The 14,453-nt window shown below is 69.9% G+C and carries 14 protein-coding genes and 1 pseudogene; 7 read left to right on the forward strand and 8 right to left on the reverse strand.

Going from position 1 to position 14,453, the window contains the following annotated elements:
* A partial coding sequence (locus MQH10_RS25335; RefSeq protein WP_336605234.1) for an inositol monophosphatase family protein occupies positions 1–334 on the forward strand: 334 nt, incomplete at its 5' end.
* Between the two features lie 76 nt (positions 335–410).
* On the opposite strand, the gene MQH10_RS25340 is transcribed toward MQH10_RS25335, so the two are convergent.
* Together MQH10_RS25340 and MQH10_RS25345 are read right to left on the reverse strand one after the other, a co-directional pair.
* Positions 411–800 (reverse strand): hypothetical protein, encoded by a 390-nt coding sequence (locus MQH10_RS25340; RefSeq protein ID WP_242566747.1) that lies wholly within the window; start codon positions 798–800, stop codon positions 411–413.
* 65 nt (positions 801–865) lie between these two features.
* Positions 866–1,243 carry a hypothetical protein gene (locus MQH10_RS25345; RefSeq protein WP_242566748.1) on the reverse strand — a complete coding sequence of 126 codons (378 nt, stop codon included), beginning with the start codon at positions 1,241–1,243 and terminating at the stop codon, positions 866–868.
* A 182-nt stretch (positions 1,244–1,425) separates the two neighbouring features.
* Between MQH10_RS25345 and MQH10_RS25350 the strand changes: the two genes are divergently transcribed.
* Positions 1,426–2,280 carry an alpha/beta hydrolase gene (locus tag MQH10_RS25350; RefSeq protein ID WP_242566749.1) on the forward strand — a complete coding sequence of 285 codons (855 nt, stop codon included), beginning with the start codon at positions 1,426–1,428 and terminating at the stop codon, positions 2,278–2,280.
* A 6-nt stretch (positions 2,281–2,286) separates the two neighbouring features.
* On the opposite strand, the gene MQH10_RS25355 is transcribed toward MQH10_RS25350, so the two are convergent.
* The 5 genes and pseudogenes from MQH10_RS25355 to MQH10_RS25380 all read right to left on the reverse strand — a co-directional run bounded on the left by MQH10_RS25355 (position 2,287) and on the right by MQH10_RS25380 (position 7,469).
* Positions 2,287–2,829, reverse strand: coding sequence for a DUF1697 domain-containing protein (locus MQH10_RS25355; protein WP_242566750.1), 543 nt, complete (start codon positions 2,827–2,829; stop codon positions 2,287–2,289).
* Positions 2,830–2,904: 75 nt separating this feature from the next.
* Complete coding sequence (locus tag MQH10_RS25360) at positions 2,905–5,355, reverse strand: glycoside hydrolase family 2 protein (protein ID WP_242566751.1); 2,451 nt, start codon at positions 5,353–5,355, stop codon at positions 2,905–2,907.
* Positions 5,356–5,357: 2 nt separating this feature from the next.
* Positions 5,358–6,313: pseudogene (locus MQH10_RS25365) on the reverse strand (DUF1839 family protein).
* 2 nt (positions 6,314–6,315) lie between these two features.
* A complete protein-coding gene (locus MQH10_RS25375) occupies positions 6,316–7,224 on the reverse strand; it encodes an amino acid--[acyl-carrier-protein] ligase (RefSeq protein WP_242566753.1) in 909 nt (302 codons plus the stop codon).
* Positions 7,221–7,469, reverse strand: coding sequence for an acyl carrier protein (locus MQH10_RS25380; protein ID WP_242566754.1), 249 nt, complete (start codon positions 7,467–7,469; stop codon positions 7,221–7,223). Before MQH10_RS25380 ends, MQH10_RS25375 begins: the two co-directional genes overlap by 4 nt.
* A gap of 230 nt (positions 7,470–7,699) precedes the next feature.
* Here MQH10_RS25380 and MQH10_RS25385 point away from each other — a divergent pair, with 230 nt between their 5' ends.
* The 3 genes from MQH10_RS25385 to MQH10_RS25395 all read left to right on the forward strand — a co-directional run bounded on the left by MQH10_RS25385 (position 7,700) and on the right by MQH10_RS25395 (position 10,375).
* On the forward strand, positions 7,700–8,863 hold the full coding sequence (locus MQH10_RS25385) for an acyl-CoA dehydrogenase family protein (protein WP_242566755.1): 1,164 nt from the start codon (positions 7,700–7,702) through the stop codon (positions 8,861–8,863).
* Between the two features lie 75 nt (positions 8,864–8,938).
* A complete protein-coding gene (gene radC, locus MQH10_RS25390; RefSeq protein ID WP_242566756.1) occupies positions 8,939–9,700 on the forward strand; it encodes a RadC family protein in 762 nt (253 codons plus the stop codon).
* Between the two features lie 117 nt (positions 9,701–9,817).
* A complete protein-coding gene (locus tag MQH10_RS25395) occupies positions 9,818–10,375 on the forward strand; it encodes a lipid-binding SYLF domain-containing protein (RefSeq protein ID WP_242566757.1) in 558 nt (185 codons plus the stop codon).
* Positions 10,376–10,393: 18 nt separating this feature from the next.
* Here the strand turns inward: MQH10_RS25395 and MQH10_RS25400 are convergent, their stop codons facing one another.
* Positions 10,394–12,157: an ATP-binding protein gene (locus MQH10_RS25400; RefSeq protein ID WP_242566758.1), complete on the reverse strand. Its 1,764-nt coding sequence runs from the start codon at positions 12,155–12,157 to the stop codon at positions 10,394–10,396.
* Between the two features lie 129 nt (positions 12,158–12,286).
* Between MQH10_RS25400 and MQH10_RS25405 the strand changes: the two genes are divergently transcribed.
* Together MQH10_RS25405 and MQH10_RS25410 are read left to right on the forward strand one after the other, a co-directional pair.
* Positions 12,287–13,732, forward strand: a complete 1,446-nt coding sequence (locus tag MQH10_RS25405; RefSeq protein ID WP_242566759.1) for a cryptochrome/photolyase family protein — start codon at positions 12,287–12,289, stop codon at positions 13,730–13,732.
* 242 nt (positions 13,733–13,974) lie between these two features.
* A partial coding sequence (locus tag MQH10_RS25410) for a flagellin (protein WP_242566761.1) occupies positions 13,975–14,453 on the forward strand: 479 nt, incomplete at its 3' end.

The raw sequence follows: 14,453 nt of genomic DNA on the forward strand, positions 1-14,453 counted from the left end.
CCCCGGCGCGCTGAAGATCCTGGTCAGCCGAACCCGCCCGCCGGAACAGGCCGAACGCGCCGCGTTAGCCCTGGGCGCCGAGCTCATCGGCATGGGCTCCGCTGGCGCCAAGACGATGGCCGTCGTCCGCGGCGAGGCCCACGCCTATGTCCATGCCGGCGGGCAGTACGAGTGGGACTCTTGCGCGCCCGTCGCCGTCGCCGCCGCCGCCGGCCTGCACGTCTCCCGCATCGACGGCTCCCCGCTCATCTACAACTGCGCCGACCCCTATTTGCCGGACCTGCTGGTCTGCCGGAAGGAACTCAGCGCGGAGCTGCTGCGGGCGTTGGCTTAGGGGCGGACTCGCAGGCCGAGCGACATCTGCTTTCGGCTTCGGTGCAAACTCGGCAAGCGCCTCGCTGAGGCCCCGATCAATCCGGGAGTGGGGACTTTACATATCGCCAGCCAACAAGCTTGCCGCCGCACTCCCGCGCAACGATTTCGTACGCCAGCACGTAGTCGTCGAGCCATTCGAGCGACATCGAGGACCGCAACCTCAGCCCTCCTGAGTGTTTCAAGACGTGGCCATCCAGTCGGCGCAACATCTTTCGTTTGGCGTTCCCCGTGGCGCGAAATTCGAACTCGACGACCGCAGCATCAGCGCCCGGCGCGATATCTCGCCAATCTCTGGCGAGGGCTTCGTTTAGAGGACGATGAAGGCTGGCGATTGCCGCCAGATCAAACCTGGCGCGCACGTCCTTTGGGTCCAGCCAAAGATCGTAGATGACCCGATCAAAAAACGTTGCTTCCGCCCAGTCCACGTTTGACTCCCAGGCTAACGGAACACGTAGGGTATCGTCCTTCTGGCCGCGCGCCGCCCCTACCCCTACCCCACCCACCGCGCCGCCGCATCGGCGCTGTCTTCGGGCCTCGTATTGAAGGCGATGCTCGCCCTGGGCGCGGCCTTGTGCACGGCGTTCAGCACCGTCTCGAACAGATGAAGGCTCGGCGGCGGCAGGCGCACGCCGGCGCCGATCACCACGCAGTCATAGGTCGCCGCCGACAGCGCCTGGGTCACGGTCGGGCCGGCGGTGGCGTCGGGGTGAATGAAGCAGTTCTCGGCCTCCCAGCCACGGCTGCGCATATCCGCCAGGGTCTGGACCACGCCGGCGTGGATCTTCTCGGCGCTCATCCCCGGCGGGAGGGCCGGGTTCGTGAAGTCCACCGTCTCCGGAACCTGTCCGATCAGCAGCACGCGGGTCATGGTCGTCTCCTGGGCTGGGCGAAGCGCCACCTTGGCGTGCGCCCCGCAACTTGGGAAGTCGGCACTTAACCTCCGCCCCGATCGGGCGCAGGCTGGCGTCAAAGACAAACCTCCAGGGAGCACGCGCGCATGGCCGATGATCTGAGTCCCGCAACCCGCCGGGGATCGACGCCGCCCAGGAGGTGATCCGCCTGTGGCCGGAGGGACCGCCCCGCGCCATTCCCGATGTCGGCCCGGAGGCCTCCTATCTGACCGCCCGCGGCCTGGCGGTCGGCACGGCCATGCTGCGCAATGTCACCGACCCGACGCTCACCGTGTTCCGCCCGGATCCGGCCAAGGCCAATGGCGTGGGCATGATCATTTGCCCCGGCGGCGGGTGGCGGATCCTCGCCTGGACCCACGAGGGTCTCGACCTCGCCCGCTGGCTGGCGGACCGCGGCTACACCGCCTTCCTGCTGAAGTACCGGGTCAAGGGCACGCCGCCGGCCCCGGACGCCTTCGCGACCGAGATGGCCGCCATCGACGGACGCCTCGCCGCCCCCCTGCCCGCCGCGAAGGTCCCGCGCACCCTGGCCGCCCTGATCCGCGAGGACGCTGCGACGGAGTACGCCCGCCAGATCGCCGCCGATGACGGCCGCCGCGCAGCCCAGATCGTCCGCGAGCGCGCCGCCGACTGGGGCGTGAAGACGCTTGGCATGATCGGCTTCTCGGCCGGCGCCTTCCTGGCCGCCGATGTCGCCACCGATCCCAAAGGCCCGCCGCTGGACTTCGTGGCTCCGATCTATGGCGGCGACACCTCCGCCGCGCCCGTGCCGCCCGACGCCCCGCCCCTGTTCACCGTCGTCGCCCAGGACGATCGCCTGCTGTTCAAGGTGGTGGAGGGGCTCTACGCCGACTGGACCAACGCCGACCGGCCAGCCGAGCTGCACGTCTTCGCCCGCGGCGCGCACGGCTTCGGCATGGTCCGCCAGGGCCTGCCGGTGGATCGCTGGATCGACCTGTTCGGCGACTGGCTGGCCGATCAGGGCTTTGGCTGAGGGCCCCTACCCCTCCGCCATCATCGCGGCGAGCTTGAGCGCCGTGTTCCAGTTCCGCCCGGTGCCCGCGAAGCCCAGGCAGCGTTCGATCAGCTTGGGCGTCAGCTTCGATTCCCCCACCCCGCCGGCATAGTGGAAATAGGCGCAAGCCTCCCCGGCGGCGACCCGTTCCCCATGCTGGGCGGCGGCCTGAAGCGCGGCGACGCCCTCCGGCGCGGGCCGGCCCTTGAGCGGCATGACCAACAGGCGGTTGGGTTCGTCGCGGGCGGCGTCGGGGAAGGGATTATGGGCGATGATCACGTCCCATTCGGCTGCGTCGCGCACGAAGACCGGGCTCTTCAGGCCGAACCGGTTGGCGGCCTCGGTTTCCAGCAACACTTCCAGCGTCGTATCCGACCCCGGCCCATGGAACACCACGCTGCCCGCCGCCTGAAGCGTGCGCGCCGGACCCAGGCCCAGGTCCTCGAACATGGCCTTCAGATCGGTCATGGCGACCTTGTTGGCCCCGCTGACATTCACGGCGCGGAACAGGGCGATGCGGGGAGCCATCCTCGACCTCCGATCTTGGAACAATTCAGGAACAATTAGCCTGCGGAACCAGACGGCGCAAGCCGGGCCCTGCGCCTAGAGCCGGGCCAGCCTCGCGCCGCCAGGGGCCAGGATCAGGCCCTGCGGCCGCGCGTCCGCCGCGGTTCCCGCACGCGGGCGCAGACGCAGCACCTTCGCCCGCCCGGGCGTCAGGTGGAACCAGTCGTCGTCGGGCGCGAAGCCGTCGATCTCCAGATGCACCCCGGCGACGAAGGCCTCGGACGTCAGGGCGATCCGCCAGCCGCCAACGTCCGGCACCAGCGCGACCTCGACTGCATCGCCCTGGGGGACCGCGGAGCGGCCGAGCGGATAGTGGAAGGCCTCCGACAGCACCGCGCCTGTGGTCACGTCGATCAGGGTCGCGACCGTGAGGTCATGGCTCGCCGGCCCGAACCGGTAGGCATAGGTCACGTCGAGGAATGACCCCAGCATCTCGAACAGCGACAGCGCCTGGCTAGACCGTCCGGAGAGCACCAGCTCGCGCTCGGCCATGGCGATCCGGGTGCGGCCGCCCCGCCACAGGGAGACCTCCAGCCAGACGGGCCGGTCGGCGGCGGCCTCGTTGTGCAGATGCACGGCGAGGCCGTTCAGACCTTCGTCGGTGAGCGCCACCTGCAGGGGCTGGGCCGCGCGGCGGAAGCCGTACCAGGCGGGCTTGGGCTCGGCGCCCACGTCCAGCAGGCCCCAGCCGGCGCCAGGCCGCACGTCCTGCAGCGTCCAGACCAGGGCGCCGCGGCAGGACGACGCCGCGCGCCGCCATTCGCCCAGGGCCTCGCCCATCAGCTCGGCGCCGACCATCCGCGACAGGTCCAGATAGAGCGTCGGGTTCTCGCGGCGCAGCCGGGCCGGATCGTGGCCATAGAGCATCTGCAGATAGACATCGCGGACGTCCTCGAAGTCCCAGGAGGCCCCGAGATCGCGCGGCACGCCGGCCTTCCAGGCCGGGTCATGCACGGCCGGCCCGTCGATCACCCCCTTGAGCGAACGCGCTTGCGGCACATTGGCGAAGGCCAGGCACTCGGCCGCGAACCGCACATTGGCCCGGCGCAGATCGTCCAGCCCCCGGCCATAGGCGCCGACCCCGTAATAATGGCTGACCCCTTCATCGACCCCGAAGGGCTGGGGGCCGCCGAAGGGAGAATTGGGGGTGTAGATCAGGTCCGGCCGCAACTCCGCGACCAGGGCGGGGACATCCTCGTTCAGCACCGGATTGGCCAGGGCCTGGGGCTTCAGCCCCAGCATGGCGGCCTGCTGATGGATCTCGCTGCCGCCGCTCAGCACCACCAGCGAGGGCGAGGCCTGGTGGGCGCGCAGCACCGACCGCGCCTCGCCGACCAGGGTCGCCCGGAACCCCTCGTCGCCGACCGGATAGTCGAAATTGGCCAGCATCAGGTCCTGCCAGACCAGGATGCCCATCTCGTCGCACAGATCGTGGAAGGCGGCGGTCTCGTAGGCTCCCGTCCCGCTCATCCGGATCATGTTCATGCCGGCGTCGCGGGCCCGCTCCAGCCAGGGGCGATAGGCCGCCGCGTCGCCCGGCAGGTCGCGCACGCCAGCGCTGGTCCAGACCGCGCCGCGGCAGAAGACCGGCGTGTCATTGACCCTCAGGCCGAAGCCCTTGCCATCGGCGCCGCGGTCCAGCGCGATCCGACGAAAGCCTGTGCGGCCAAGATCATAGCCGGCGGTCTTGGTTTCCAGCCTGAGCTCATAGAGCCGGGGCGTGCCATGGGTGTGCGGCCACCAGGGCTCGACGCCCGGCAGGCGGATCGCGCCCGAATAGGCGCCGTCTCCCCGGGCGTCCAGGCGCACCCGCCGCCCGTCGCAGATCAGCACCGGCGGGGTCGCCGGGGTCGGATCGAGCCGCACGGCGATCTCGACCACCCCGGCCTCGCCCTCGAGGCTGGCGCGCAGGTCGAGAACCTCCAGCGCGGGATCAACCGGCGTCAGGCAGCTGATGTCACGATAGGGGCCGACGGCGTCGTAGGGCGGCGTCCAGCCGGGCGTCTGGCCCAGCAGGGTGGTGCGCACGGTCCTGAGCCCCTGGTTCGGGATCATCTTGGGCCGCCAACGGGCGCGAGGCGCCTTGCGGGCCAGGATCGGGGCCAGCGCCCGGCAGGCCAGCGACAGCACATGATCGCCGGTCAGGTCGACCTCGACCTCCAGGGCCGCATACATCGACGAGGTCGCGGCGATCCTCTCATCGTCCAGCCAGACCTCGACCTCGGTCGCCAGTCCGCCGAAGCGCAGGATCCTGCGCCCCGTCCCGCTGAGGGGCGTACGCCACCAGACGTCAAATCCGTGCAGGCCCGCAGCGTCGCGGCCCGCCCGCTCCAGGGCGCCCGCGGCCGTTCCGGGAACCTGGGCGTCGATCCAGTCGCCCAGCTTCGCCGCCTCGACGTGCGTGGCGCAGGCGTCCGGCGCCGACAGCGCGAGGGTCCAGCCGTCGCTTAAGGCCTCAAGCTGATCGCGGTCGCCTGGCCTGCGCATCGTCAGGCCTGCGCCTGCAGCCCGGCCATGAGCGCGTCATAGGCGGCGACGGCGGTGTCGAGGCTGGTCTCCAGTCCCTCGAACTTCTTTTTCGCGCAGGCCCGCGCCAGCTTGAATTGGGCCGCCTTGGCGCTCTGGGCGATGGCGCGGGCGTGGCCGGCGAGGTCGTCCATCCCAGGATCGAGCCAGACCAGATGATCGGCCAGCAGCTCGAAGTCCGCGCCCAGCTGGCGCAGGCTGTTGAAGGCGTAGAGGTGGAAGAAGGCCGGCTCGCGTCCCGCCACCCGCTCGGCGGCGGCCGGCAGCTGCGCCTGGAACGCCGAGATCGGGCAGGCCTTGGGCCGATCCGCCAGACGCTCGGCCAGCAGGGCCCAGGCCTGCGCCCGCAGCTCGGCCTCGGCCAGGGGCGCGGCGTCCAGCTTCACGAACTCCGCATAGGGCAGGAACGGCGTGTCGCCATGGGCGTAGCCGGCCATTAGGCCGTCATAGTCCTCGCCGTCGAGCGCGTAATAGCCGCCGTTGTGGAAGTACTCCATCCGCCGCTCGGCCGCCGACAGGGCGTTCACCGCCACCGTGGTCTTGCCGTGCTCCAGCCGATAGCTGAGCCCCTGGGTGTCGGGCAGGAAATAGCTGTCGACCTCGACCAGGCAGGGGCCGCCGCGGCGATCTGGACCTCCAGATGGGCTTCGATGCGGTCATAGACCGCCAGCTCCTGCACGGTGACGCCATAGAGCCGGCGCAGATCGTCCAGGCCGGGCTTGGCGAAGGTGAACTGGTCGCCCTCGAAATCCAGGCCGACGGCGAAGCTCAGCATCGCCTCGGGCGTCCGGCCCGCCGTGGCCAGGAGCTCGATCCACAGGTCGATATAGCAGTTGCTCAGCGGCCAGGACCGGGCGCCGTCGTGCAGGCGGTGCGCGACATAGTCCTTGGGGTCCGACGCCGCGATCGCCCGCTGCATGCCTAGCCCCAGAGCGCCTTGCGCACGCCGGCCGGCCAGTCGGCGGCGTTCAGGCCATGCTGGTTGAACAGCGCGATCGCCACCCGCTCCAGGCCGATGCCGACGCAGGCCGTATGGGCCACCTCGCCCGCCGCGGTCTTGAGGTCCCAGGTCAGGCCGAAATGGTCCTGATGATAGTTGAAGCTGAAGCAGGCCGTCGGGTGCTCTTCGCTGTGGATCGGCACCAAGAGCTCGAACTTCAGCTGCTGGGCGCGCTGGCCCGCGGCCATCAGCTTGCCGCCGCGGCCGAAGAACGGGTCATTGGCGAGGTCCAGGCTGAAGGGCAGCTCCAGGCTCGCGACCAGGGCCTGGCCCCGCTCGAGCCACTGGGCGCGAAAGGCCAGCACCTGATCCGGATCGCCCAGCCGCACCATCTCGTGCATGCGAAACATCTGCATCCGCGCCGGGTCTTCCGACGGCTCGTGACGGAAGCAGTAGGATTGCAGGTCGAACAGGCCGCCCTCAGGCGCCAGAGGCCCGCGTGCGGCCACCACCGGATAGAGCGGGTAACAGGCGGCGGGCGTCAGAACGACCTCGGTCGGCTGCTGCTTGGCCATCCAGTCCTCGCCGGCGGCCAGATGCTCCAGCAGCTCCATGTGGTCGCCATGGGCGCCGCAGAAGGCGTGCACCGTGCCGGCCAGTTGGGGGAAGCTCTTCAGATAGCCGCTCTTCTCGAACACGCCGCGGTTCATGCCGGGCGGAAAGCGCACAACCTCGGTCACGTCGTCGCCGGCCGCGCGCACGAAGGCGGCGTCGATCCGGTCGATCACGTCCTCGAAGGCGCCGCTGCGGCCGTAGAGCCCCGGCGCCCCGGTGTCGATGAACAGGCCGGCGTCGATCAGCCGGCGCAGCAGACTGGGGGTCTCGCTCACGAAGCCACCCCGACGCCCAGGCCGTCCAACGCCTTGGCGATCGCCGAGATGCTGGAGAAGGTGTCGGGGGTCAGGAGGTCCTCGGGGAATTCGATGTCGAAGGCTTCCTCCAGGCCCAGCATCAGCTGGACCGAGGCGTGCGAGGTCATGCCGGCGCGATAGAGATCGCCGTCGTCGCCCAGCTTGCCGACATCGACGTTGGTTCCCGCGAACTCGGCCACGAGCTTTCGAATGCGTTCGATCATAGACACCTCATCCCACCGTCCGGACCGCGTTGCCGCCTTGGGCCGCAAGGCCTTCCGACGGGTCGCGGGTCCTGTTGACCCAATTCCGAACGTCCCACCCCGGCACGCCCCTTCCCGGCACGGGCTTTGCAATTTCCCGACCGCATCGGTCTCTTTTGCGCACGTTCAGGTTAAAAAAACCCGGCCTGCGCCATAAGCGGCGGCGACGAGACAACAAAAGGCACGCGACCATGGGTTCGCCCCTCCTGGCCACATCGAAGTCCCCTCTGCCGACCGCCGTCCTCGAAGCGGCGCGCGCCGCCGCTGGCGCGGTGGATCACGAGGCGCGCTTCCCGGCCGAGGCCTTCGCGGAAATCCGCCGACACGGCCTGCTCGGCGCCCTGGTCCCCACGGCCTTCGGCGGCCTGGGCCTGACGCTCGCTGAGACCGCGGCCCAGTGCCAGGCGCTGGCCGGCGCCTGCGGCAGCGCCGGCATGATCCTGGCCATGCACCACATCCAGGTCGCCAGCCTCGTGCGCCACGCCCTGCACCAGCCCTGGCACGCCGAGTTCGCGCGCCGCCTGTGCAAGGACCAGCTGCTGCTGGCCTCGGCCACCTCCGAGGTCGATATCGGCGGCTCCATCCGCACCAGCATCTGCGCCATCGTCGCCGAGGGCGGGACCTTCACGGTCGAGAAGAAGGCCAGCGCCATCTCCTATGCGCTGGACGCCGACGCCCTGTTCCTGACCGCCCGGGCCAACCCCGACGCCGTCACCGGCGACCAGGCCCTGGTCATTCTGGAAGGCGCGGGCCTCTCCATGGAGCCGCGCGAGAGCTGGGACGCCATGGGCATGCGCGGCACCGGCAGCGGCGCCTTCCTGATCAAGGGCTCGGGCGATGTGGCCCAGATCTTCGAGACCCCCTTCGCCGAGATCGCCGCCAGCTCCATGGCCCCCATCTCCCACAGCCTGTGGGGCGCGGTCTGGACCGGCATCGCCACCGACGCGGTGCTGCGCGCCCGGCGCGCCCTGCGCGGCCGCACCAAGCCCGGCGTGACCGACCTGCCCACCGGGGCGCTTCGCCTGGTCGAGGCGGTCGAGACCCTGCAACTGGCCGAGGCCCGGGTGCGCACCGCCATTGAGGACCTGGACTGGGACCGCCCTGGCCCAGCCGGATTCGCCGAGTCCGCCGCCAATAACGGCCTGAAGACCAGCGTGTCGGAGGCCTGCCTCAGCGCCGCCCAGACCGCGCTGGCCATCTGCGGCTTCGCCGGCTACGCCCGCGACGGCGAGTTCAGCGTCTCGCGCCACGTCCGCGACCTGCATTCCGCCCCCCTGATGATCGGCAACGGCCGCATGCGCGAAGGCGCCGCGCGGCTGCTGCTGGCCCAGCGGCCCAAGCTCGGCCTGAGCTGAGCCCGCCAAACCCCAGACTTGCAATGACCGAACAAATACGGAACACTCTGCGCCGGACAGCGCGCGAGGCACGGCGTGACGAACGGCGAAGTTTCGGATCTTTCGGCGCTCTGGGGGGCCGCCCCGCCCTCGCCGAGCCCGGCGGCCAAGCCGGCCAAGTCGGCCAGGCCGCACTTTCACGGCCATCGGGACCGGCTGCGTGAACGCGCCGTGGGCGGCGGCCTCGCCGCCCTGCCCGACTATGAGCTGATCGAGCTCTATCTCTTCCGCACCATCCCGCGCGGCGACGTCAAGCCGCTGGCCAAGGCCCTGCTCGCCCGGTTCGGCTCGGTCGGCGGGGTGCTGGGCGCGTCGATCGACGAGCTGAAGACCGTCTCGGGTGTCGGCGAGGCCGTGGCCCTGGACCTCAAGCTCCTGCAGGAAGCCACGCTCAGGGTCGGCCGCGAACAGGTGGCGCGCCGCCCAGTCATCACCTCCTCGTCCCAGCTCCAGACCTATGTGAAGGCTGCCTTGGCCCACGAGCCGCGGGAGCAGTTCCGGGTGCTGTTCCTCGACAAGAAGAACCAGCTGATCGCCGACGAGGTGCTGAACCGCGGTACGGTCGACCATGCCCCGGTCTATCCGCGCGAGGTCATGCGCCGGGCCTTGGAGCTGTCGTCCAGCGCCATCATCCTGATCCACAACCACCCGTCCGGCGATCCCTCGCCCTCAGGCGCCGACGTCGCCATGACCCGCGAGATCATCGAGGCCGGCCGGTCCTTGCGGATCCTGGTCCACGACCACCTGGTGGTCGGCCGTGACGGGATCGCCAGCTTCAAGAGCCTGGGCCTCCTCTAGGCGCGGGCGATTGACCAGGATCAAGGTCCGGGATGAGGATTGAGCGCCACCACCCAGGGTCGCCGGCGCACCCGCCCCCCTCCGGACCTCGCCCGCTCAGACATAAGGAAGATCCGCATGTCCAAGTTTCGTCCCCTGATCCTCGCGGCCGCGCTTGCCGCCAGCGTCCCCGCCCTGACCGCGCCCACCCTCGCCAACGCGGCCTCGGCGGCCAAGATCCGCAGCGATTCCGACGCCGCCCTGGCCCAGCTCTACGCCAAGAACCCCTCGGCCAAGCTGCTCGGCCGGCACGCCAAGGCCATCCTGATCTTCCCCAGGATCGTCAAGGCGGGCCTGGTGATCGGCGGCGCCTATGGCGAGGGGGAACTGAAGGAGGGCGGCAAGGTCGCGGGCTATTACAGCTCGGTCACCGCCTCCTGGGGCCTGCAGGCCGGGGCCCAGTCCTATGGCTACGCCCTGTTCCTGATGAACCAGAAGGCGATCGATTATCTGCACGAGTCCAAGGGCTGGGAGATCGGCACGGGTCCGACCGTGGTCGTGGTCAAGGAGGGCGTGGCCCGCAGCCTGACCACCTCGACCCTCAAGGACGACGCCTACGCCTTCATCTTCGACCAGGCGGGGCTCATGGCCGGCGTCAGCCTCGAGGGCGCGAAAATCTCCAAGATCAAGCCCTGAGCCCCGCGCCCGGGCGCCTCAGGCGCTCGGGCCGCCGGAGAGCGCCAGGTCCATCACGTCGAACAGCCGGGCCACGTCGATCGGCTTGCTGACGTGACCGTCCATCCCGGCCTCGGTCAGCGCCTCGACCTGATGGGTCATGGCGTTGGCGGTCAGGGCCACCACGGGGGTGCGCGCCCGTCCCGCCGCCGCCTCGCGCAGGCGGATCTGGCGCACGGCCTCGGTTCCATCCATCACCGGCATGTGGACGTCCATCAGCACGATGTCCCAGTCGCCCGCCTCCCAGGCGGCGACGGCCTGGGCGCCGTCCTCGACCAGGGTCGGCTCGATGCCCACCTGGTTCAGCAGGGTGGCGAGCACCAGGCGGTTCACCGCATTATCCTCTGCGGCCAGGACCCGCAGGCCCGCGATCCGACCCGCGCCCTGGCCAGCCGCGACGGCGGCGTCGATCGCCGCCTCTCCGCCCGCCAGCGGCGCCAGCGGCAGGCGGACCACGAAGGACGAGCCCTGCCCCAGGGTGCTGCGCACCTCGATCTCGCCGCCCATCAGCTCACAAAGCTCACGGCAGATGGCGAGCCCCAGGCCGGTGCCCCCGTGCCGGCGGGTGGTGGACGCATCCAGCTGCTCGAACTTGCGGAACAGCCGCGCGCGATCCTGCTCGGAGATCCCCGGCCCGGTGTCCTCGACCGCGATCAGGACCCCGGCCCCGGCGGTCCGGGCGGTCACCGTCACGCCGCCGACAGCCGTGAACTTCAAGGCGTTGGAGACAAGATTATAGACCACCTGACGCAGGCGGTTCGGATCGCCCAGATAGCGCCCCGCCACCCCGTCGGTCAGATCCAGCGAGAGGCTGAGCCCCTTCTCCGCCGCCCGCGGGGCGAAGGCGGCGACGCCGGCCTGCAGCACCTCCTCCAGGTCGAAGGGCACGGTCTCGATGTCCAGCTGGCCCGCCTCGATCTTGGACAGGTCCAGCACGTCATTGAGGATCTCGGTCAGGGCCTCGCCGGATCGCTGGATGACCTGAAGCCGCTCGCGCTGGGCGGACGAGAGCTCATCATTGGCCATGGCCTGGGCCATGCCTAGAACCCCGTTCATCGGGGTGCGGATCTCGTGGCTGATCGTGGCCAGGAAGGTGGACTTGGCCGCATTGGCGATCGCCGCCTCCCGCTCCTTCTCCATGGCGGCGCCCAGGGCCGCGGCCATGCGGGTCTCCAGCTCGCGGCGCCGGCGCGAGGCCTGCAACACATAAAGGAAGAAGCCCAGCATCGAGGACAGGGCGAGCAGGGTCTGGAGCCATTGGCCGGGCTCTGAGCGCCAGATCACCGCCCCCATGGCCGCGGCCAGGATCAGCAGCAGCGAGGAGAGCCCGATCGGCCGAGACAGCACCATCTCGTCGCCGGCGCTGAGCGCCATGGCGCCCACCATCACCAGGCCCGCCGTCTGGGAGTCCGGGCGGCCGTGCAGCATCAGGGCGACCGGCAGGACGCAATAGAGACTGGTGTTGAACATCGAGGCCGCCGCCAAGGCGATCTCCCATCCCCGCCCTCTTGCGGCCCGGGCCTCGATGTTTCGGAACAGGAGGAAGCTCAGGCTGACCGCGACGACGACTCCGCCCAGCCAGGCCAGGGCGAAGGTCGCCCCCAGCCACACCCAGGCGCCGGCCGCCGCCACCAGGCTCATCGGCAGGATGCTGCGCCGATCCTGCCGGCGGGCCTCGATGATCCGTGTCCAGTCGCCCAGGCCGGACGCCTCGACCGCCCTGCGACGAGCCCCTGATTCCATGCGCCAACCTCCGGTTAGGTTCAGCGCTACTAGCGCCCCACGCGCATTCGTCCCAATCGGACTGGCCCATATCGGGGCCGCCGTCGGCCGGCCGTTGCTATTGGCACGCCCTGGCGGCACACAGGGCCAATGCCCGCCCCCGTGATCCTCTGGTTCCGCCGCGACCTTCGGCTCGCCGACAATCCGGCCCTGCAAGCGGCGCTGAAGCTCGACGCGCCGATTATCCCCCTCTTTGTATTGGAGGAATCCGCCGAGGTCCGTCCCCTGGGCGGCGCGTCGCTCTGGTGGTTGGACAAGTCCCTCGCGGCCCTTGGGGCCGCCCTGGCGGCGCGCGGATCCCGGCTCGTCCTGCGACGAGGTGACGCAGCCCGTATCCTGCCGGCCCTGGCCGCGGAGCTCGGCGCCTCCAGCGTGCTGTGGAACGGGCTGTTCGATCCGGGCCTGGCCGAGCGCGACGCCCGCCTGGCCGACGCCCTCAACGCCCAGGGGGCGGAGGCCCGCCGCTTCAACGGCGCCCATCTGATCCAGCCGGACGCCGTGCGCACCAAGACCGGGGGCGCCTTCTCGGTGTTCACGCCCTTCTGGCGCACCGCGCGGCAGCTGGTGGTCCCGGGCGCTGCCCAGCCGGCGCCGGACGCCCTGCCCGCCCCCGCCGCTTGGCCGGCGTCTGATCGCCTGGCCGACTGGGGCCTGCATCCGACCGCGCCGGACTGGTCGAGCGGCTTCTCCGACTGGACGCCGGGCGAGGCCGGCGCGCGCGCACGGCTGGACAGCTTCGTCGACGGCCCGCTCGCGACCTATTCCACCGACCGGGACCGCCCCGACCGCGAGGGGGTGTCGCGCCTCTCCCCGCACCTGCACTTTGGCGAGATCAGCCCCAAGGCCTGCTGGCGCGCCGCCCAGGCCGCCGTCGTCCGCGGCGCGGCCCCCGAGAGCCAGGCCGAGAAGTTCCTGGCCGAGCTGGGCTGGCGCGAATTCAACAGCGCGATCGCCGGACGCGGCCGCGACCTGGCCCGCGAGAACTTCGACGTGAAGTTCGACGCCTTCCCCTGGCGCCATGCGCCCGAGGATCTCGAGGCCTGGCGGCGGGGGCGCACGGGCTACCCCATGGTGGACGCCGGTCTGCGCCAGCTCTGGACCACCGGCTGGATGCACAATCGCGTCCGCATGGTCGTAGCCTCATTCCTGACCAAGCATCTGCTGATCGACTGGCGCGAGGGCGAGGCCTGGTTCTGGGACACCCTGGTCGACGCCGATCACGCCTCCAACGCCGGCAACTGGCAATGGACGGCCGGCTCGGGCGCGGACGCCTCGCCCTATTTCCGCATCTTCAACCCCATGGCCCAGGGGGAGAAGTTCGATCCGGACGGCGCCTATGTCCGCCGCTGGGTCCCTGAACTCGCGCGCCTGCCGGCCAAGGTCATCCACGCCCCCTGGACCGCCGACCGCGCCATACTGTCGGCCTGCGGGGTCACCCTGGGATTAACCTATCCCCACCCGATTGTTGACCATGACGGGGCCCGCAAGCGGGCGCTCGACGCCTATCAGCGCATGAAGGCGGCCGCCGAGGGCTGAGGCGCCGCCTGCGGCGAACCGTCCGCCCCCTGTCGATCTCGATCAAAATTCCTTGCCAGGGCTCAAATTGCGCGCGCCGAGGCGGAAATTTCGCGCCAAATTGTCACATGTATTTTCGAGTAATTTGACTCATTTCGCCGCCAGTAATCGGTTGGCAGTGAATCTTACCTATTAATTCTGACAGGCAAAACGCCGATGAGCACTCAAAATGAGTGTTCAAAACTCAGAACAAGGTCAAGCTGATGCCGAATAGCGTCAACACCAACGTCGGGGCCATGGTCGCCCTGCAAAACCTCAACTCTACTCAAGCCGATCTGATGCAGGTCCAGAACCGCATCAACACCGGCAAGAAAGTGGCTTCCGCTAAGGATAACGGCGCCATCTGGGCCATCGCCCAGAACCAGCGTTCGACGTCCGGCTCGCTGAACGCCGTGAAGGACTCCGTCCAGCGCAGTCAATCGACGGTCGATGTCGCCATCGCCGGCGGTGAAGCCGTGTCGGATCTGCTCCTGCAGATGAAGGAAAAGGCCCTGGCCGCCTCCGACTCCAGCCTGGACGCCTCGTCGCGCACCGCGCTGAACGAAGACTTCAAGGCCCTGCGCGATCAGGTCGGCAAGGCCGTGACCAACGCCACCTTCAACGGCGTGAACATGATCAAGTCCGGCGGCACCACCATCGCCGCCCTGGCCGACGCGGACGGCACCTCCAAGCTGACCGTCAA

Origin of the sequence: Phenylobacterium aquaticum (assembly GCF_022695515.1) — a bacterium.
GTDB lineage: Bacteria > Pseudomonadota > Alphaproteobacteria > Caulobacterales > Caulobacteraceae > Phenylobacterium > Phenylobacterium aquaticum.